The following is a 22810-nucleotide window of genomic DNA, read 5'->3' on the forward strand; positions in this document are numbered from 1 at the left end:
GTCCCTGCCAGGAGTGTTTCGTGGTTGCTGTGTTCCCTTCCCGACAAGATCCCACCGCGTCGAGCCCGCCGAGGGCGGCTGCCGCCGATGCGCCCACGCTGCATGAACTCGCCTCGGTCCAGCAGGTCGTCTGGCTCGACCAGGTGCTGGACCCCGGCGTGCCGTCCTACAACTTGGGGGCCATGTGGCAGATCGAGGGTGACCTCGATCCGGTCCTGTTCGAGTCTGTGCTCAACGAGCTGGCCGCGGCCCACGACGCACTGCGGCTGGTGCTGCAACTCGAGGCCGGCGTCGCCCGCCAGCGGGTGCTGCCCGAGCTCGAGGTCAAGCTGCCGGTGATCGACCTGTCGATGCATGACGACGCCCGGGACCGGGCGTGGCAGCACGCCCAAACGTCGTTCGCGACGCCGTTCCAGCTCTATGGCGAGCCGCTGTGGCAGACGCAGCTGCTGCGGGTCGGCCCGTCGTCCTTTTACTGGTTGCACCGCATGCACCATGTGATCGGCGACGGCGCCACCGTGTCGCTGACCTACCTGGCGGCGTGGGACCTGTACAAGCGGCGCCTGGCGGGCGACACCACACCGCTGGAGCCCGGGCCGTCCTACCTGGAGTTTCTGGACGACGACAGCGCCTATCTGAGGTCGCCCAGGTACCAGCGCGACGAGCAGTTCTGGAAACAGCGGTATGCGCAGCTGCCGGCGCCGCTGTTGCCGGTGCGGGAGGGTGTGGAGCAGCGGCAGGCCTTGCCGAGCGGGCAGACCTCGCTGTACATCGAGCGGCCGCGCTTGCGCCGGTTCAAGGCGTTGGCGGCGCGCTTCGGCTGCACCCTGCCGCACGCGATGCTGGCCTTGTTGGCCGCCTATTTCGCACGTGCCCACCAGGCACCGGAGGTGGTCATCGGCGTGCCGGTGCACAACCGGGGCACTGCGCGGCAGAAGCGCACCTGGGGAATGTTCTCGTCCATCATCCCGGTGGCGATCGACGTCGACCCTGCGCAGTCCTTCGCGGCGCTGATGCAAGGTGTCGCGGCCGAGTTGAAGCGGTGCTACCGGCACCAGCGCTTCCCGATCGCCGACATCAACCGCGCCCTGCGGCTGGGCCAGCACGGCCGCAAGCAGCTGTTCGACGTGACCTTGGCGCTGGAAGAGTACCCGATGGACATCTACCTCGGGGACCGCAAGCTCAGGGTCACCAAGATGTACAGCGGCTTCGAGCAAACGCCGCTGGCGGTGTGCCTGTGCGACTACCACGAAGACGAGCCGGTGGCGGTTCGCTTCAACTACAACACCGGCGCGTTCGAGCACGAGGCGGCGGAGGACCTGCCGCGGCGCATCGGCGTCCTGCTCGACGCGGTGCTGGACGCTGGTGACGACCGGCCGCTCGACGATCTGCGCTGGTTCGACGACGCCGAGCGCGAGCAGGTGCTGCACACCTGGAACGCGACGGCACAGCGCTACGCGGAGCACGACCGCTGCCTGCATGAGATGTTCGAGGCGCAGGTGCAGCGGACGCCGGATGCGGTCGCGGTGGTGGCCGGCGAGCAGCGCGTGAGCTATGCCGAGCTGAACGCGCGGGCCAACCAGCTGGCGCGAGAACTGCGCCGCCGCGGGGTGGGGCCGAACCAGCGTGTGGGTGTGTGTCTGCAGCGCAGTGTCGAGATGGTGGTGGCGCTACTGGCCACGCTGAAGGCCGGCGGTGCATATGTGCCGCTGGACCCCGACTACCCAGAGGAGCGGCTGCGCCACATGCTGCAAGACAGTGCGCCGGTGGTGGTGCTGGTCGACGCGGCGGGCCGTGAGGCGCTGGGGCAGGACGGGCTCGACCTGCAGACCGATGTGGCCGCCTGGTCGGCGCTGTCCACCGACAACCTTGCGAGCACCGGCCTCACGCAGCGCCACCTGGCGTACGTGATCTACACCTCAGGTTCGACCGGCCGGCCCAAGGGTGTGATGAACGAACACCGTGGGGTGGTCAACCGGCTGCTGTGGATGCAGCAGGCCTATGCACTGGGCCAGCACGACGTGGTGCTGCAGAAGACGCCGTTCAGCTTCGACGTGTCGGTGTGGGAGTTCTTCTGGCCGCTGATGACCGGCGCGCAACTGGTGATGGCCCGCCCGGAAGGCCACAAGGACCCGGCCTATCTGGCGCAGCTGATCCAGGCCGCGGGTGTGACCACGCTGCACTTCGTGCCGTCGATGCTGCAGGTGTTCTTGGGACATGAAGGTGCCGCGGCATGTCGCAGCCTCCAGCGTGTGATCTGCAGCGGCGAAGCCTTGCCGGCAGCGCTGGCGCGCAGCTGCCTGGCGCAGCTGCCCCAGGCCCAGCTGCACAACCTGTACGGGCCGACCGAGGCCGCGGTGGACGTCACCGCGTGGACCTGCGAGCCCGGTCAAGTCGGTGCGAGCGTGCCGATCGGGCGGCCGATCGCCAACACGCAGATGTACATCCTCGACGAGCAGCGCCGCCCGGTGCCGCGCGGTGTGGCGGGCGAGCTGTACATCGGTGGTGTGCAGGTGGCGCGCGGGTATTTGAACCTGCCCGAGCTGACTGCCGAGCGGTTCATCGCCGACCCCTTCAGCGCCGACCCTGAAGCGCGGCTGTACAAGACCGGCGACCTGGGACGCTGGCGGGACGATGGGGCGATCGACTACCTCGGGCGCAACGACTTCCAAGTGAAGATCCGCGGGCTGCGCATCGAATTGGGCGAGATCGAAGCGCGGCTGGCGCAGCTCGACGGTGTGCAGGAGGTGGTGGTGCTGGCGCGCGAAGACCAGCCCGGCGACCAGCGGCTGGTGGCGTATTACAGCGGCGAGGCGGCGCCCGAAGCCTTGCGCCAGCATGCCGCGCAAGGTCTGCCGGCCTACATGGTGCCGGCCGCTTACGTCCAAATCGAACACTGGCCGGTGACGCCCAACGGCAAGCTCGACCGCAAGGCGCTGCCGGCGCCCGAGGGCGGGGCGTATGCGAGCCAGGCCTATGAAGCGCCGCAGGGCCACACCGAGCAGGTGCTGGCCGGGCTGTGGGCCGAGTTGTTGCAGGTCGAGCGGGTCGGGCGTCACGACAACTTCTTTGCGCTGGGCGGCCATTCGCTGCTGGCGGTCGGGCTGATCGAGCGGCTGCGCCAGCACGGCCTGCATGCCGACGTGCGTGCCCTGTTCACCACGTCGACGCTGGCCCGGTTCGCCGCGCAGCTCGGCACCGAGACCCATGAGGTCGTGGTGCCCCCCAATCTGATCCCGCCCGACGCCACCCGTCTCACGCCCGAGATGGTGACCCTGGTCCGCCTCGGCCAGGACGCGCTCGACCGTATCGTGGCGCAGGTCGACGGCGGTGCGCCCAACGTGCAGGACATCTACCCGCTGGCGCCCTTGCAAGAAGGCATCCTGTTCCACCACCTGGTGCAAGCCCAGGGCGACGCCTATCTCTTGTGCGGCTTGCTGCGTTTCAAGAGCCGGCCGGGCCTCGAGCGTTTCCTGACCGCGCTGCAACAGGTGATCGACCGGCACGACATCCTGCGCACCGGCCTGCTGTGGGACGGGCTGGACCAGCCGGTGCAGGTGGTGCACCGCAGGGCGACGCTGCCGGTGGAGTTCGTCGCGCTCGACCCGGACCAGGGTGACATCGGGGAACAACTCTCCGCCCGCTACGACCCCGGCCAGATGCGGCTGGATGTCACCCGCCCGCCCTTGCTCAGCTGCCATGCCGCCCAAGACCCGGTGCGCGGCGGCTGGTGCTTGCGTCTGCTGTTCCACCACCTGGTGCTCGACCACACCACGCTGGAGCTCGTGTTCGAGGAGATCCAGGCCATCGAGCAAGGCCAGCGGGACCGCCTGCCGGCACCCGCGGCCTTCCGCGACTTCGTGGCCCAGTCGCGGCTGGGGCTGAGCGAGCAGGCGCACGAGGCCTATTTCACCGAGATGCTGGCGGACATCGACGAGCCCACCGCTCCTTTCGGTCTGCTCGAGGTGCAGGGCGACGGACGCGACATCGCCGAGGCACGCCGGCCGCTGCCGTCCGAGCTGGCGGTGTCGGTGCGCGCCGCGGCGCGCCGCCTGGGGGTGAGCGTTGCGAGCCTGATGCACCTGGCCTGGGCCCTGGTGCTGAGCCGCACCACCGGCCGGCGCGACGTGGTGTTCGGCACGGTGCTGTTCGGCCGTCTGCAGGGTGGGGCGCAGGCCGACCGGGTGCTGGGCCTGTTCATCAACACGCTGCCGCTGCGCCTGACGGTCGACGGCCAGGGCGTCGAGGACAGCCTGCGCCAGACCCATGCCCGGCTGGTGCAGCTGCTGCGCCACGAGCATGCGCCGCTGGCGCTGGCCCAACGCTGCAGCGCTGTGCCGGCGCAATCGCCCTTGTTCACGTCGCTGCTCAACTACCGCTACAGCGCCGTCGCGGGCCCCGGCAGCCTGGCCCGTGCCGACGGCGAAGACATCGAGCTGCTGAGCGGCCACGAGCGCACCAACTACGCCTTGTGCCTGGCGGTCGACGACCTGGGACGCGACCTCGCCCTGACAGTGCAGGCCGCCGCCCCCGTCGACCCGCAACGCGTGTGCGCCTTCATGCAGACGGCGCTCGAGCAACTGCTGCAGGCCCTGCAGGCGCGACCGCTGGCCCCGCTCGCCGACATCGACGTGCTGCCTGCTGCCGAGCGCGAGCAGGTGCTGAACCTCGACCACGACACGCAGGCCCCCGGCCCGCAGGACCGATCTGTGGCGCAGCTGTTCGAGGCCCAGGTGCAGCGTACGCCGGACGCCGTCGCGGTGATCGACGGCGACGTGCAGCTCCGCTATGCCGATCTCGACCGCCGCGCCAACCAGCTGGCGCACTACCTGCGCGCGCAAGGCATCGGGCCGGAGCAGCGGGTCGGCGTGGCGCTGGAGCGCAACGCGCAGATGCTGGTGGCGGTGCTCGGCATCCTGAAGGCCGGCGCGGCGTATGTGCCGCTCGATCCTGCCTATCCGAACGCGCGCCTGGCCTATCTGCTGGCCGATGCCGAGCCGGCCCTCGTGCTCACGCAAGCGTCGCTGCTGGAGGTGCTGCCCGCTCAGGCCCTGGTCGCGCTCGACACCCAGTGGCCCGAGATCGCCGCGTACCCCGACACCGCGCCGTCCTGGCCGACTTCACGGCCGGACCAACTCGCCTATGTCATCTACACCTCGGGCTCGACCGGGCAGCCCAAGGGGGTGATGGTCGAGCACCGCAGTGTCGTGAACCTGTGGTGGGGCCTGGAACAGCGGATCTTCCGCGACCACCCGGCATGCCGTCGTGTCAGCCTCAACGCACCGATCGCCTTCGATGCGTCGGTGCAGCAATGGGTGCAGCTGCTGTCCGGACGGACCCTGGTGCTGGTGCCCGAGGCGGTGCGTCGCGACCCGGTCGCCTTGCGCGACTTCCTGAACGAACAGCAGGTGGATGTGTTCGACTGCACGCCGTCGCAGCTGGCGTTGATGCAAGCCGATGGCCACGAGGTGTCGCCGGTGTTCCCGCGCGTCACGCTGGTCGGCGGCGAGGCCATCCCGGCGGCCCTGTGGCAGTCGCTCGCTGCGCGGCCCGGACAGGCTTGCTACAACGTCTACGGCCCGACCGAATGCACTGTCGACACCACCTGCGCCCCCATCACGGCTGATGTGTCGGTGCCGCACCTCGGCCGTCCGCTCGCCAACGCCCGTGTGGTTCTGCTCGACGCCCGGCTGGCGCCGGTGCCGCTCGGTGTCGCGGGCGAAATCTACATCGGCGGCGCAGGGCTTGCGCGCGGCTATCTGAACCAGTCGGAGCTGACGGCCGAGCGTTTCGTGCAAGACCCGTACCGCCCGGGGCAGCGTCTCTACAAGACCGGCGACTTGGCGCGGCGGCTGCCTGACGGGCGGCTCGAATACCTGGGCCGTAACGACTTCCAGGTCAAGGTGCGCGGTCACCGTATCGAGCTGGGCGAGATCGAGGCCCAGTTGCGGCAGGTGCCGGGCGTGCGCGAGGCGGTGGTGGTCGCGCGCGAAGACCAGCCGGGTGACCAGCGGCTGGTGGCCTATTACCGGGCCGACACGGCGCTGTCGGCCGACGCGCTCAAAACCCACACCGCTGCGGTGCTGCCGTCCCACATGGTGCCCGCCGCGTTCGTGCAGCTTGACCGACTGCCGATGACACCCAACGGCAAGCTGGACCGCAAGGCCTTGCCCGCCCCGGATGACCACGCCTTCGGTAGCAGGGCCTACGAAGCGCCCCAGGGCGAGGTCGAGCAGACGCTGGCCCGGCTCTGGTGTGAGCTGCTGGGGTTGCAACGCGTGGGCCGGCACGACCACTTCTTCGAGCTGGGCGGCCACTCGCTGCTGGCGGTGCAGCTGGTGTCGCGGCTGCGCCGGGTGCTCGACGTGGAGCTGCCGCTCGCCGATCTGTTCGAGCATCCGCAGCTGGCCGCGCTGGCCGGGCATCTGCAGCGTGTCGCGCCTTCACAGCTGCAGCCGATCCCGCGTGCCGACCGCAGCCGGCCGCTGCCCCTGTCGCTGGCGCAGCAGCGCCTGTGGTTCCTGACCCAGATCGAAGGCGGCAGCCAGGCCTACCACATCAGCGGCAGCGTGCGGCTGGACGGCGCCCTCGACCGCGGCGCGCTGCAACAGGCCCTGCAGCGTATCGTGGACCGGCACGAGAGCCTGCGCACGCGCTACGTCCTGCACGACGGCCAGCCGGTGCAGCAGCCGGCGGCCGAGGCCCGGCTGGCGTTCGACCTGCATGACCTGCGCGGCGAGGCCGACCCGGCCAGCGCCGCCCGTGTCCTCGGCGAGGCGCACAGCGCCCATCCCTTCGACCTAGGCCACGACCTGCCGCTGCGGGTGCAACTGCTGCAGCTGGGCGACGAGGAGCACCTGCTCCAGCTGGTGCTGCACCACATCGCCGGCGACGGTTGGTCGGTCAAGGTCTTGCTGGACGAGCTGAGCCAGCTCTATGCCGCGGCTGCCGCGGGGCAACCCGACCCGCTGCCGGCGCCGATGCTGCAATACGCGGACTACGCCGTCTGGCAGCGCGGTTGGCTGGCCGAGGGCCAGCAACGCCAGAGCGAATTCTGGCGCGCCACTTTGCGCGACGCCCCGAGCCTGCTGGAGCTGCCCACCGACCGCCCACGCCCGCTGCAGCAGGACTATGCCGGCGCCAGCCTGCCGGTGCGCCTCGACACCGTGCTCGCCGAGCGTCTCAAGGCGCTCAGCCGTCGCCACGGCGTCACGCTCTACATGAGCTTGCTGGCGGGCTGGGCCGCCTTGCTCGGCCGACTCAGCGGCCAGCACGACGTGGTGATCGGCAGCCCCGTGGCCGGGCGCCAGCGTGCCGAGGTCGAGCCGCTGATCGGCTGTTTCGTCAACACGCTGGCCTTGCGGCTCGACGTCGGCGGCACCGGCTCGGTGGCCGAGCTGCTGCGGCAGACCAAGGCGCGCGTGCTGGCGGCGCAGCAGCACCAGGACCTGCCTTTCGACCAGGTCGTCGAGGTGGTGAAGCCCCCTCGCAGCCTGGCCCACACGCCGCTGTTCCAGGTGATGTTCGACTGGCACAACACGCCGGCACCCCGTTTGGCGCTGCCGGGCCTGCAGGCGACCGTGCAGGACACGGTGCTGACGACCGCCCAGTTCGACCTCAGCCTGTCGCTGCAGGAAGGCGAGGGCGGCGCCCTCGTCGGAACCCTCAACTACGCCACCGCGCTGTTCGAGCAGCAAACGGTGCAAGCCTGGCTCGACGCCTGGGCCCGCTTGCTGGGCGCGATGGCGGTAGCCGACGAGCGCCAGCCGGTCGCCGGCCTGCCTTTGCTCGACGCCGCCGGTCGCGAGCAGCTGCTGCGGCAGTGGAACGACACGCGGCGCGACCTGCCGCTGCACCGTTGTGCCCACGAACTGTTCGAGGCCCAGGCCGAGCATGCGGGCGAGTGCCTGGCGGTGGACGACGGCCGGCAGCGGCTCGGCTATGCCGAGCTGAACCGTCGCGCCAACCAGCTGGCCCATCACCTGCGGTACCTCGGCGTGGGCCCCGACACCCGCGTCGCCTTGTGCGCCGAGCGCGGCGCCGAGATGGTGGTGGCACTGCTCGCCATCTTCAAGGCCGGTGGCGCTTATGTCCCGCTCGACCGCGACTACCCGGGCGACCGTATCGCCTACATGCTGCAAGACAGCGCGCCAGTGGTGCTGCTGTGCTCGCCGGCGACGCGCGAGGTCGTCGCGCCCCACCGCCCGCCGGGGTTGCCCTTGCTGGACCTGCACGCCGATGCGCCGTGCTGGCAAGACGCACCGTCGCACAACCTATCGCCGCAGGCGATCGGTTTGACCTCTGCTCACCTGGCCTATGTGATCTACACCTCGGGCTCCACCGGGCGGCCCAAGGGGGTGATGATCGAGCACCGGGGCCTGGTGAACTACAGCCTGGACGCGATCCGCTGGTTCGGCCTGGCGCCCGACGACCGGGTGCTGCAGCAGAACTCGCTGAACTTCGACCTCTCGATCGAAGAGATGCTGCCGGCGCTGCTGGCCGGCGCGACGCTGGTGCCCAGCGACGAGCTGTTCGGCCTGCAGGACGGGCGGCACCCGGGGCGTCCGAGCGTGGTGCACCTCACCGCGGCGCATTGGCACCAGCTGGTGGGCGAGTGGAGCGGTGCCGGCCTCGGCAGGCCGGCCGCCTTGGCGGGCGTGCGCCTCGTCAACGTCACCGGCGATGCCCTGGCGGTGCAGAAGCTCAGGCAGTGGGACACCTTGGCGCCACCCGAGACGCGGTTGATCAACACCTACGGACCGACCGAAATCACCGTCTCGTGCAGCGCCGCCTATGTGCGACACGACCCGCGCGCCAGCCGCGTCAGCATCGGCCGGCCGTTCGCCAACACCTGCCTCTACATCCTCGACGAGCGGCGGGAGCCGGTGCCGGTCGGCGTGGCCGGCGAGCTGTACATCGGCGGCGCGGGCGTCGCGCGCGGCTACCTGAACCTGCCCGATCTCACCGCCCAACGTTTTCTGCAAGACCCGTTCAACCCCGGGCAGCGGCTCTACAAGACCGGTGACCTGGCGCGCTGGCGGCCCGACGGTGAGGTCGAGTTCATCGGCCGCAACGACTTCCAGGTGAAGGTGCGGGGCTTTCGCATCGAGCTGGCCGAGGTCGAGGCGGCGCTGGCCGAGGTGGACGGCGTGCAGCAGGTGGTGGTGCTGGCGCGCGAGGACCAACCGGGCGAAAAGCGCCTGGTCGCCTACTACACCGGCCATGCCGGTCGCGAGGCGCCGCCTGTCGACGCGCTGCGCCAGCAGGCCGGGCTGCGCCTCGCGCCCTACATGTTGCCGTCGGCCTATGTGCTGCTCGAGCGCCTGCCGCTGACCCCCAACGGCAAGCTCGACCGGGCCGCCTTGCCCGCGCCCGAGGGCGGTGACCTTGCCCGTGTGCCCTACGAGGCACCCGAGGGCGAGACCGAATCGGCCCTGGCCGGCCTTTGGGCCGAGCTGCTGAAGGTCGAGCGTGTCGGCCGCCGCGACAACTTCTTCGAGCTGGGCGGCCACTCGCTGCTGGCCGTGAGCCTGGTCGAGCGTATGCGTCGGCGCGGGCTGCACGCCGACGTGCGCGCCCTGTTCATCACGCCCACGCTGGCCGAGCTCGCCGCGCAAGTGAGCGGCGCCGGGCACGAGGTGGACGTGCCGCCCAACCTGATTGCGGCCGGGCCCGACGCGGCGCCTGTGTCGCACGACATCGAGGAGTTCCGACTGTGAATGTTGAAAGCTTGTTGGCGCTGCTGGAAGAAAAGCGCATCCGCATCCACGCCGACGACGGCGAGCTGGTGGTGCAAGCCCCTCGCGGCGCCCTCGACGCCGGCCTGGCCGCCTCGTTGAAATCGAGAAAAGGCGAGCTGCTGCAGACGCTGCAGCGCCGCCCGGCCGTCACGACCCCGCGGCGCATCATCACGCCCGAGATGCTGACGCTGGTGCAGCTGAGCCAGGAGGCGATCGACACGCTCGTCGCCCGCGTCGACGGCGGTGCCGCCAACGTGCAGGACATCTACCCGCTGGCCCCGCTGCAGGAGGGCATTCTGTTCCACCACCTGATGGAGCAGCAGGGCGACGGCTACCTGTTGTTCAACCTGCTCGGCTTCGACCACCGCGAGCGGCTCGACCGCTTCCTGGCGGCGCTGCAGCAGGTGATCGACCGCCACGACATCTTGCGCACCGGCATCGTCTGGGAGGGCCTCGAGCAGCCGGTGCAGGTGGTGCACCGGCAGGCCACGCTGCCGGTCGCGTTTGTCGAATGCGACCCGGGGCAGGGGGACGTGGCACAGCAACTCGAGGCACGATTCGACCCGCGGCAACTGCGTCTCGACCTGGGCCAGCCGCCTTTGCTGCGCTGTCATGCCGCGCACGACCCGCGCCACGGCCGCTGGGTGCTGCACGTGCTGTCGCACCACCTGGTGAGCGACCACACGACGCTGGAGCTGCTGCTGGAAGAAGCGCAGGCCATCGTGCAGGGCCGGGGTGACACTCTGCCGGCGCCGGCCCCGTTTCGCAACTTCGTCGCGCAAGCCCGCCTGGGCATCGGCCCCGAGGAGCATCAAACCTTCTTCAAGGCGCTGCTGGCCGACATCGACGAGCCGACCGTCCCCTTCGGCCTGCTCCGTGTGCCGGAGGGCGACCGCCGGATGGCCGAGGTGCGGCAGCCGCTGGCACCGGAGGTGGCGCGCAGCGTGCGGGCGCAGGCGCGGCGGCTGGGCGTCAGCGCGGCGAGTCTGATGCACCTGGCCTGGGCGCTGGTGCTCGCGCGCACCACCGGGCGGCGCGACGTCGTGTTCGGCACCGTGCTGTTCGGCCGGCTGCAAGGCGGCGCTGCGGCCGACCGGGTGCTGGGCTTGTTCATCAACACCTTGCCGCTGCGCATCGGTGTCGACGACGAGCCGGTCGAGTCGGCGCTCAAGCGGACTCATGCGCTGTTGGCGCAGTTGCTGCGCCACGAGCATGCACCGCTGGCACTGGCGCAGCGCTGCAGTGGCGTGCCCGCGCAGACGCCCTTGTTCACCTCGCTGCTCAACTATCGATACAGCGCGCAGGCGCCGCAGACGCACGAGGGCCGCGGCGTGGCGCTGGGGGAGGGGATCGAACTGCTGGGTGGGCACGAGCGCACCGACTATCCCGTCAGTGTGGACATCGACGATGTCGGGGACGACTTCATCGTCACCGCCCAGGTCACGGCGTCGCTCGACGCGCAGCAGGTGTGTGACCTGATGGTCACCGCGGTGTCGGGGCTGGTCCTGGCGCTGGAGCGCGCGCCGGCCCGCGCCGTGGCCGACGTCGAGGTGCTGCCTGCCGCCGAGCGCGCACGCGTGCTCGGGGCCTGGCCTGATCAGCCCGTGACGCCTCCGGTGCATGCCGTCGGCCTGCACCGCCTGTTCGAGTCGCAGGCGGCGCAGCGTCCGGATGCGCTGGCGCTGGTGCAGGGCGGCCATACGCTGCGATATGGCGAGCTGAACGCAGAGGCGAACCGGCTGGCGCACCATCTGCGCCAGCTCGGTGTCGGCGCGGACGACCGCGTTGCGTTGTACGCCACGCGCAGTGTCGACACCATCGTCGCCTTGCTCGCGATCCTGAAGGCCGGCGCTGCCTATGTGCCGCTCGACGCCGGCTACCCGGCCGAGCGCCTCGTCCACATGTTGCGTGACAGCGCGCCCGTCGCGCTGCTGACGCAAGGCGGCGCGCCCGCCTGGGTTCATGAGGCGCTGGGCGAGGGCGTGCCGGTGCTGGACCTGCAAGCCGATGCCGCGGCATGGCAGCAGCACGACGAGCGCGATCTCGGACCGTCGCACACAGACGAGGGCCACCATCACCTCGCTTATGTGATCTACACCTCGGGCTCGACCGGTCGCCCGAAGGGGGTGATGGTCGAGCACCGGAGCGTCGTCAACCAGGTCACCGCGTTGGCCCGCCGTATCGCGCTGCAGCCCACCGAGCGGGTGCTGCAGTTCGCGTCGCTGTCGTTCGACGCCTCGGTCGAGGAGGTGTTCGCGACACTCACCCACGGCGCAACGCTGGTGCTGCGCAGCGACGAATGGCTCAGCGACGCCGGCCGCTTCTGGGCGCTGTGCGAGGCACACGGCATCGCCGTCGTCGACCTGCCGACCCAGTTCTGGGCTCAGCTGGCGCTGGAGCAGCAGCCGGTGCCGTCCACCGTGCGCCAGGTCATCATCGGCGGCGAGGCCGTCAGCGAGCGGGCGCTGCAAGCCTGGTTCTCGACGCCCGGCCACCGGCCACGCCTGCTCAACACCTATGGCCCCACCGAGGCCACGGTCAGCGCCACCTGGCACGAGGCGACCGGCGAAACGCAAGACGCACGCACCATCGGGCGGCCGAGCGAGGGCACGCGTGTCTATATCCTCGACGCGCACCGCCGGCCGGTGCCGATCGGCGTGCCGGGTGAGCTGTACATCGGTGGTGTGCAGGTGGCGCGCGGCTATCTGAACCTCCCCGAGCAGACGGCCGAACGGTTTCTGGCCAACCCCTGGTGGCCCGGGGAGCGCCTTTACAAGACAGGTGACCTGGGCCGCTGGTGGCCCGACGGCCGCGTCGAGTACCTGGGCCGCAACGACTTCCAGGTGAAGTTGCGGGGGTTCCGCGTCGAGCCCGGCGAGATCGAAGCGCACCTGGCCCAGGTCGAGGGTGTGCAGCAGGTGGTCGTGCTGGCCCGCGAAGACCAGCCCGGCGACCCGCGGCTGGTGGCCTATTACAGTGGCGACGGGGCCCCCGCCCCCGAGGCCCTGAAGCAGCACGCCGCACAAGGCCTGCCCGCCTACATGGTGCCTGCCGCCTGCGTGCGGCTGCAGCACTGGCCGCTGACCCCGAACGGCAAGCTCGACCGCAAGGCGCTGCCGGCCCCCGAGGGCGGGGCCGAGCCCGGGCGCCCGCACGAGGCGCCGCGCGGTGAATTCGAGGTGTTGCTGGCCGGCCTGTGGGCCGAGCTGCTGAAGCTCGACCGGGTAGGGCGGCACGATCACTTCTTCGAGCGTGGCGGCCACTCGCTGCTGGCGGTGCAACTGGTCTCGCGCGTGCGCAAGGCGCTCGGCGTCGAGCTGCCGCTGGCGGTCCTGTTCGAGCAGCCGGTGCTGTCGCGGCTGGCCGCCCATCTGTCGGGCGCCGCGGTCTCGCAGGCCGACACGATCGAGCCCGCCGACCGCGGCGGGCCGCTGCCGCTGTCGCCAGCCCAACAGCGCTTGTGGTTCCTGTCGCGGATGGAGGGCGCGAGCGCCGCATATCACGTGACGGGCGCCGTGCGCCTGATCGGCAAGCTGCAGGTGCCGACCTTGCAACGCGCGCTGCAGGCGGTGGTCGACCGGCACGAGGCGCTGCGCACGCGTTTCAGGCTGGTGGAGGGTGAACCGGTGCAGGAGGTGCTGACCGGGGTGCGGCTCGCGATCGAGACGCACGACCTGCGTGAGGCGGTCGATGCCGAGGCTGCCTTGCAGTCGTGCAGCCTCCACCATGCGAGCGCGGCGTTCGACCTGACCCGGGACCTGCCGATGCGGGTGCTGCTGTTGCAGCTGGGCGAGCAGGAGCATGTGCTGCAGGTGGTGATGCACCACATCGTGTGCGATGGCTGGTCGGTGGGCGTGTTGCTCGACGAGGTGAGCCGGCTGTATGGTGCGTTCGAGGCTGACGAGCCCGACCCGCTGCCGCCGCTGGCGTTGCAGTACGCCGACTACGCGGCGTGGCAGCGTCGCGGGTTGGCCGAAGGTCGGCTGCAGTCCGAAGCGGCGTATTGGCGCGAGGCCTTGGCCGGCGCACCGGCGCTGCTGGAGCTGCCCACGGACCGGCCGCGGCCCGCGCAGCAGGACCACCGCGGTGACGTCGTCCCGGTGCAACTCGACCCGGCACTCAGCCAGGCCTTGAAGACGCTGAGCCAGCGCCACGGCGTGACGCTGTACATGACACTGCTGGCCAGCTGGGCGGCCTTGTTGTCGCGCCTGAGCGGGCAGGCCGAGGTGGTGATCGGCAGCCCGGTGGCCGGACGCCAGCGGGCCGAACTCGAGCCGCTGATCGGCTTTTTTGTCAACACGCTGGCCTTGCGCCTCGATCTTGGAGCGGTCACGGTGGCCGAACTGCTGCAGCACACCAAGGCCCGGGTGCTGGTGGCACAACAGCACCAGGACCTGCCGTTCGACCAAGTCGTCGAGGTGGTCCAGCCGCCGCGCAGCTTGTCGCACACGCCGCTGTTCCAGGTGATGTTCGACTGGCAGAACACGCCCACAGGTGAGTTGCATATGCCCGGGCTGGACGTGCAAGCGCTGGACACCGCGCAGACCACGGCGCAGTTCGACCTGACGCTGTCGCTGCACGAAGGGCAAACCGGGATCGCCGGCGTGCTGAACTACGCGACGGCCTTGTTCGAGCGAGAGACCGTAGAACGCTACATCGACTACTGGCGCGAACTGCTGCAGGCCCTGGTGGCCGATGTCCAGCGGCCGGTCAGGCGGCTGGCGCTGCTGCCGGAAGCCGAGCGCGAGCAACTGCTGCACAGCTGGAACGAGATCCGCGAGGAGTACCCGCGCTACTGCCTGCACCAGCGGTTCGAAGCGCAGGCGCAGGCGACGCCAAACGTCATCGCGCTCGTCCATGGCGACGAGCAGCTGAGCTATGGCGAGCTGAACGACCGTGCCAACCGGCTCGCACACCACTTGAGGCGCGAGCACGGCATTGGCCCCGACAGCCGGGTCGCCTTGTGTGTCGAGCGCAGTGTCGAGATGGTGGTGGCATTGCTGGCCACCTTGAAGGCCGGCGGCGCCTATGTGCCACTGGACCCCGCCTATGCGTCCGAGCGACTGCTGGCCACGCTGCAAGACAGCCAGCCCCGGCTCGTGCTGCTCGACGCCATCGGACGTCAGGCGCTCGGCCAGCTCGAAGGCCAGCCCGTCCTCGACTTGCAGTCCGACGCGGGGCGATGGGCCGACGCTTCGACGGAGAACCTCGACGTCGGCGTCCAGCCCCAGCACCTCGCCTATGTGATCTACACCTCCGGCTCCACCGGCCAGCCCAAGGGTGTGATGGTCGAGCACGCCCAGGTGGCTCGCCTGTTCGGCGCCACCGCCGCCTGGTTCGGCTTCGGCCCGGAAGACCGCTGGAGCTTGTTCCACTCGATCGGCTTCGACTTCTCGGTCTGGGAGATCTGGGGCGCGTTGCTGCACGGCGGACGGCTGGTGATCGTGCCGCTGGAGACCGCGCGTTCACCCGCGGCCTTCCACCAGCTGCTGTGCCAACAGGGCATCACGGTGCTGAACCAAACGCCGAGCGCCTTCCAGCAATTGGTGAGCGCCCAAGGTGAGGCACCACAACCGCACCAGCTGCGCCACATCGTCTTCGGCGGCGAAGCGCTGGAGCTGCGCACGTTGAAGCCGTGGTACGAGCGCGAGGTCAACCGCGGCACCCAGCTGCGCAACATGTACGGCATCACCGAGACCACCGTCCACGTGACCTGGCGGGCGCTGCAGCCGGGCGACGCCGAGCGGCCGGGTCCCAGCCCCATCGGCGGGCGGTTGCCCGACCTGCGGCTGTACGTGCTCGACGCCGAGCGCCAGCCGGTGCCGGTGGGCGTGACTGGTGAGCTGTACGTTGGCGGGGCCGGCGTGGCGCGTGGCTACCTAAACCGCGCGGAGCTGACGGCACAACGATTCGTCGACAACCCGTTCGTGCCCGGCGAGCGGCTGTACAAGACCGGTGACCTGGGCCGCTGGCTGAGCGACGGCACGTTGGAATACCTCGGGCGCAACGACTTCCAGGTCAAGATCCGCGGCTTCCGGATCGAGCTGGGCGAGATCGAGGCCCAGCTGGCGGTGCTGCCCGGCGTGCGCGAGGTGGTCGTGCTGGCACGCGAGGACCAGCCGGGCGACAAGCGGCTGGTGGCGTACTACACCGGCGAGGACGCGCCGCCGGCCGAGGTGCTGCGTCAGCAGGCAACACAGCAGCTGCCGCCGTACATGGTGCCGGCGGCGTATGTGCGGCTGGCGCAGCTGCCGTTGACACCCAACGGCAAGCTGGACCGCCAGGCCTTGCCGGCGCCCGACAGCCAGGCGTATGTGAGCCGGGCGTACGCGGCACCCGAAGGTGAGGTCGAGCAGACGTTGGCACGGCTGTGGGCCGAGCTGCTGCAGCTCGAACGTGTCGGCCGCCATGACAACTTCTTCGAGCTCGGCGGGCACTCGCTGCTCGCGGTCACGCTGATCGAGCGCCTGCGCGCGCTAGGCCTGCAGACCGATGTGCGCGCCTTGTTCACCAGCCCGACGCTGGCCGAGCTGGCCGCCCAACTCGGCCGGGAGCCCGCCGAACACGCGGTGCCGCCCAACTTGATCCCGCCCGGGGCGACCCGCTTGACGCCCCAGATGCTGACGCTGGTGACCCTCGACCAAGCGGCGCTGGACACCATCGTCGACCGGGTCGAAGGCGGTGCCGCCAACGTGCAGGACATCTACCCGCTGGCGCCGCTCCAGGAAGGCATCTTGTTCCACCACCTGATGCACCGCGAAGGCGACCCCTATCTGCTGCACAGCCTGCTCGCCTTCGACAGCCGGTCGAGGCTCGACCGTTTCCTCGCCGTGCTGCAGCAGGTCATCGACCGCCACGACATCCTGCGCACCGGCATCGCGTGGCAAGGGCTGGACCAGCCGGTGCAGGTGGTCCTTCGCCATGCGCCGCTGCCGGTCGAGTTCGTCGACCTCGACCCCGCGCAGGGCGACATCGTGCAGCAGCTGCAGACACGCTACGACCCCAGCCGGCAGCGCCTGGACGTGAGCTGCGCGCCGCTGCTGCATTGCCATGCGGCCGCCGACCCGGAGCACGGCCGCTGGGTGCTGAGCGTGCTGTCGCACCACCTGATCGACGACAACACCACCCTCAAACTGCTGCTCGCCGAAGCACAGGCCATCGAGCAGGGGCGATTCGACCAGCTGCCGCCACCGGTGCCGTTCCGCCACCATGTGGCCCAGGCGGCGCTGGGCGTCAGCCGACAAGAGCACGAGGCCTACTTCCGCCGCTGCCTGGGTGACATCGACGAGCCGACCGCGCCGTTCGGCTTGCTCGACGTGCAGGGGGACGGCGGCGCCATCGTCGAGGCGCAGCATCGATTGTCTCCAGCGCTGGCCCGCGCGTTGCGGGAGCGGGCGCGCCACCTCGGCGTCAGCGCCGCGAGCCTGATGCACCTCGCGTGGGGCCTGGTGCTCGCGCGTACGACCGGCCGTCAAGACGTGGTGTTCGGCACCGTGCTGATCGGCCGCCTGCAAGGCGGTGCCCAGGCCGAGCGTGGCATGGGCTTGTTCATCAACACGCTGCCGTTGCGCCTCAGGGTGGCCGCTGAAGCGGTCGAGCCCGCCCTGCGGCACACCCATACACTGCTCGCCCAGCTGTTGCGGCACGAGCATGCGTCGCTGGCGCTCGCGCAGCGCTGCAGTGGCGTGGCGCCGCCACTGCCGCTGTTCAGCTCGCTGCTCAACTACCGGCACAGCGAGGAGCTGGACCCCGGGCGACAGGCCGAGGCGGCCGCCGGGTTCGGCGAGGGTATCGAGCTGCTCAGCGGCCAGGAACGCACCAACTATCCGGTGACGCTGTCGGTCGACGACCTGGGCCAGGAGTTTCTGCTCACCGCGCAGGCGGCCGCGCCGCTCGCACCCGAGCGCGTCTGCGCCTACATGGCCACGGCCCTCGAGCAGCTGGAGCTGACGCTGCGGCAATCGCCGCAGGCCCCGCTGCGCAGCCTCGACGTGCTGCCGGCCGCGGAAGCGCAGCAACTGCAGCACGCCAGCCAGGGCAGGGCACGCACCTTTGCCCAGGAGCGCTGTGTCCACGAGCTGTTCGAGGCCCAGGCACGGCACACGCCCGACGCCTGCGCGCTGCAGCAAGGCCGTCAACAGATCGGCTACCGCGAGCTGAATGCCCGCGCCAACCAGCTGGCGCGTCACCTGCGCCGGCTGGGCGTGCAGCCCGACAGCCGCGTGGCCGTCTGCCTCGACCGCAGCCCCGAGATGGTGGTGGCCCTGTTGGCGGTCCTCAAAGCCGGTGGTGCGTATGTGCCGCTCGACCCCGGTTATCCGCCCGACCGGCTGGACTATCTGCTGCAAGACAGCGCGCCGGTGGCGGTGCTCACCCATGCGCGTATCGACCCTGCGGTGCAGGCCCGGCTCTGCGTCACCATGGCCCGCCATGGCAGCGGCGCGCCGGTGATCGACCTGCTCGGCGACGCCGCCGCCTGGCAGCACGAAGACGGCAGCGACCTGCCGCCCGCGGGACTGACGTCGCGCCACCTGGCCTACGTGATCTACACCTCCGGCTCCACCGGCCAGCCCAAGGGGGTGATGGTGGAGCACCGCAGCCTGCACAACCTGCTGGCCTGGCATATCGACAGCTTCAGCCTGCAGCCCGGCAGCCGCAGTTCGGCCACCGCGGGGGTGGGGTTCGACGCCTGCACCTGGGAGGTGTGGCCGCCGCTGTGCAGCGGCGGTGTGCTGGTGCTGCCGCCGGCGGACGTCGCCGGCGATCCGCAGGCGCTGCTGGCGTGGTGGCAGGCCGAGCGACTGGATGTCAGCTTCCTCGTCACGCCGCTTGCCGAGCTGGCCTATGCCACCGGGCGCGTCAATGCTGGCGTGCGCCAGGTGCTGATCGGCGGTGACCGGCTGCGCCGCCGGCCCCCCCAGCTGCCACCTGGCCAGGCGCTGGTGAACAACTACGGCCCGACCGAGGCCACGGTGGTGGCCACCTCCGGCACGCTGCACGAACACGATGGTGCGCTGCACATCGGCCGGCCCATCGACAACACCCGCGTCTACATCCTCGATGCCGAAGGCCGGCCGACGCCGCAAGGTGTGCCCGGCGAGCTGTATGTCGCCGGCGTGGGGGTGGCGCGCGGCTACCTGGGGCGGCCCGAGCTGAGCGCCGAGCGTTTCCTGCAAGACCCGTTCGTGGCGGGCGACCGCATGTACAAGACCGGCGACCTCGGACGCTGGCGGGCCGACGGCAGCATCGAATACCTGGGCCGCAACGACTTCCAGGTGAAGATCCGCGGCTTCCGCATCGAGCCGGGCGAGATCGAAGCCCAGTTGGCCCAGCTCGACGGCGTGCAGGAGGTGGCGGTGCTGGCGCGTGAGGACCAGCCCGGCGAGCCGCGCCTGGTGGCCTACTACACCGGCGAGGCGGCGCTCGACCCCGAGCGGCTGCGGGAGCATGCGGCGCACCGTCTGCCCACCTACATGGTGCCGTCGGCCTATGTGCACCTGCCGAGCTGGCCGCTGACCCCCAACGGCAAGCTCGACCGCAAGGCGCTGCCGGCGCCGGAGGTGTCGGCCGAGCGCGGCTACGAGGCGCCGCAGGGTGAAATCGAACAGACGCTGGCGGCGATCTGGTCCGAACTGCTGGGCGTGCCGCAGGTGGGCCGTCACGACGATTTCTTCGCGCTCGGCGGCCACTCGCTGCTGGCCGTGCAACTGGTGTCGCGGCTGCGTCGGGCCTTGCAGGTCGAGTTGCCGCTGGCCGACCTGTTCGCCCGGCCCGCGCTTGCGCAGATGGCCGCCGGGCTCGCGCAGGCCTCGCAGTCTGCCTTGCCGCCCATCCCCGCGGTCGACCGCGGGGCGCCTCTCGCGCTGTCGCTGGCGCAGCAGCGCCTGTGGTTCTTGACCCAGGTCGACGGCGCCAGCCAGGCCTACCACATCAGCGGTGCCGTGCGCCTGAGCGGCCCCCTCGACGTGCCGGTGCTGTGCCGGGCCTTGCAGGCGATCGTCGACCGCCACGAGACCTTGCGCACGCGTTTCGTGCTGGACGGCGGCGAGCCGGTGCAGCAGGTGCTCCGCGAGGCCGAGCTGCCGCTGACACAGGACGATCTGTGCGACCAGGCCGGTGCCGAACAGCTGGCACGGCAGCGGGCCGAAGCCCATGCCGCACAGGCCTTCGACCTTAGCACCGAGCTGCCCGTGCGCGTGCTGCTGCTGCGCGTCGCGGAGGGCGAGCACCTGCTGCAGGTGGTGATGCACCACATCGCCGCCGACGGTTGGTCGGTCGGCATCTTCCTCGACGAGTTGAGCCGGCTCTACCGGGCGGGTGCCGAGGCCGACCCGCTGCCGCCGTTGCCCCTGCAGTACGCCGACTACGCCGCCTGGCAGCGCGCGTGGCTGGCCGGCGGCCGCCTCGAACGGCAGGTGGCGTTCTGGCGCGAAACCCTCGGCGACGCGCCCACGCTGCTGGAACTGCCCACCGACCGCCCGCGACCGCCCCGGCAGGACCACGCCGGTGCCAGTGTCGAGTGGCAGCTCGATGCCGGCCTGAGCCAGGTGTTGAAGGACCTGAGCCGGCGCCACGGCGTGACGCTGTACATGACCTTGCTGGCCAGCTGGGGCGCCTTGCTCGCGCGCCTGAGCGGCCAGGACGATCTGGTGATCGGCAGCCCGGTGGCCGGGCGTAACCGCGCCGAGGTCGAGCCCCTGATCGGTTGTTTCGTCAACACGCTGGCGTTGCGCCTCGACCTGCGGGGGGCGCCGAGCGTGGCCGAGCTGCTGGAGCGCACCCGCACCCGCGTGTTGGCCGCGCAGCAGCACCAGGACCTGCCGTTCGACCAGGTGGTCGAGGTGCTGCGGCCCCCGCGCAGCCTGGCGCACACGCCGGTGTTCCAGGTGATGTTCGACTGGCACAACACACCGGAAGGGCGGCTGACGATGCCGGGCCTGATCGTGAGCGACGTCGACAGCGAGCTGCCCACCGCGCAGTTCGACCTGATGCTGTCGCTGCAGGACGGCGAGGCCGGCATTGCAGGCGCCTTGAACTATGCGACGGCGCTGTTCGACGCCGAAACCGCGACCCGCTGGCTGGCCTGCTGGCAGCAGCTGCTCGGCGAGATGGTCGCCGACGACCGCCGGCCGCTCCCGCAGCTGCCGCTGTTGCCGTCCGACCAGCGCCGCCAGGTGCTGGAGCTGTGGAACGACACCGAGCGTGAGCTGCCGCTGCACCTGTGCGCACACGAACTGTTCGAGGGGCAGGTGCTGCGCCACCCGGACGCGGTGGCCGTCGACGACGGCGAGCAGCGGCTGAGTTATCTGAAGCTGAACCGCCGTGCCAACCAGCTGGCGCGCCATCTGCGCGGCCTGGGCGTGCGCCCGGGCGACCGCATCGCCTTGTGTGCGGAACGCGGCACGGCCATGGTGGTCGGGCTGCTGGCCATCCTCAAGGCGGGGGCCGCGTATGTGCCGCTGGACCCGGCCTACCCCGCCGAGCGCATCGCCTACATGCTGCAGGACAGCGCGCCGGCCGCGGTGCTCTGCACCGCGACGACGCGTGAAAGCCTGGCGGCGCACCTGCCCGCCGAGCTGCCGGTGTTGGACCTGCGCGCCGACGTGCCGCGCTGGAGCCACCAGCCGGGCTACAACCCGACGCGCCAGGAAGTCGGCGTCGGCCCCGACCACCTCGCCTACGTGATCTACACCTCGGGCTCGACGGGCCGGCCCAAGGGGGTGATGGTCGAACACCGCGGTCTCGTGAACTACACGCTCGAGGCGGTGCGCTGGTTCGAACTCGGGCCGGCCGACACGGTGCTGCAGCAGAACTCGTTGAACTTCGACTTGTCGATCGAAGAGATGCTGCCCGCCTTGGCCTCGGGCGCCGCCCTGACGCCCAGCCGCCAGACGTTCGGGTTGGACACGGCCGACAACTCCGAGGGCAGGGGGCGCCGCCCCTCGATGATCCACCTGACCGCCGCACACTGGCACAGCCTGGTCGGCGAGTGGAGCCAGCCCGGCGGCGCGGCGCGAGCCCGGGTGCTGTTGGACGGCGTGCGGCTGGTCAACGTCACTGGCGACGCCTTGTCGCAACACCGGCTGAAGCAATGGGACGCGGTGAAGCCGGCGGCCACCCGGCTGATCAACACCTACGGCCCGACCGAGATCACCGTGTCATGCAGCGCCGCTTATGTGCAGCACGAGCCCGGCGCCGCCCGGGTCAGCATCGGGCGGCCTTTCGCGAACACCCGCATGTATCTGCTCGACCCGCACGGCCAGCCGGTGCCGGTGGGCGTGGCGGGCGAGCTGTACATCGGCGGCGCCGGCGTCGCCCGAGGTTATCTGAACCTGCCCGAGCTGACCGCCGAACGCTTTCTGCAAGACCCGTTCAAGCCCGGGCAGCGTGTCTACAAGACCGGTGACCTGGCGCGCTGGCGGCCCGACGGACAGATCGAATTCATCGGCCGCAACGACTTCCAGGTGAAGGTGCGCGGCTTCCGCATCGAGCTCGGCGAGGTCGAGGCCCGGCTGGCGCGGCACCCGGGCGTGCAGGAGGTGGCGGTGCTGGCGCGCGAGGACGCACCCGGCGAAAAGCGCCTGGTGGCCTACCACACCGGCACCCCGGCCGTGCCGCCCGACGACCTGCGGCAGCACGCGCTGCAGCACCTGCCGCCCTACATGGTCCCGGCCGCCTTTGTGCACCTCGCGGCATTGCCGCTGACCCCCGGCGGCAAGCTGGACCGCGCCGCCTTGCCGGCGCCCGACGGGCACGTCGGCACCGGCCGCGACTATGAAGCGCCGCAAGGCGACATCGAACAGAAGCTGGCCCGTCTGTGGGCCGAGCTGCTCAAGCTGGAACGCGTGGGACGCCACGACAACTTTTTCGAGCTGGGCGGGCATTCGCTGCTCGCCGTCAGCCTCGTCGAGCGCATGCGCCGCGAGGACCTGCAAGCCGATGTGAGCCAGTTGTTCACCGCGTCCACGCTGGCCGAACTGGCCGCCGGCACCACCCAATTGAAGGAAATCCTGCTGTGACGACCACCGCCCAACCGACACCGCGCGGCGCGAGCGCCGACCTGCAACCGA

General features: G+C 70.6%; 2 protein-coding genes. Both read left to right on the forward strand.

The annotated features are described in order from the left end of the window. Positions 1-20 precede the first annotated feature (20 nt). Positions 21-9719, forward strand: coding sequence for a non-ribosomal peptide synthetase (locus AAW51_RS13560; RefSeq protein ID WP_238947858.1), 9699 nt, complete (start codon positions 21-23; stop codon positions 9717-9719). Continuing rightward, entirely contained in the window at positions 9716-22759 is a 13044-nt protein-coding gene (locus tag AAW51_RS13565) for a non-ribosomal peptide synthetase (protein WP_047195042.1), read from the forward strand. Before AAW51_RS13560 ends, AAW51_RS13565 begins: the two co-directional genes overlap by 4 nt. The last annotated feature ends 51 nt before the right edge of the window (positions 22760-22810 follow it).

The organism is Caldimonas brevitalea (assembly GCF_001017435.1).
Lineage (GTDB): Bacteria > Pseudomonadota > Gammaproteobacteria > Burkholderiales > Burkholderiaceae_C > Caldimonas > Caldimonas brevitalea.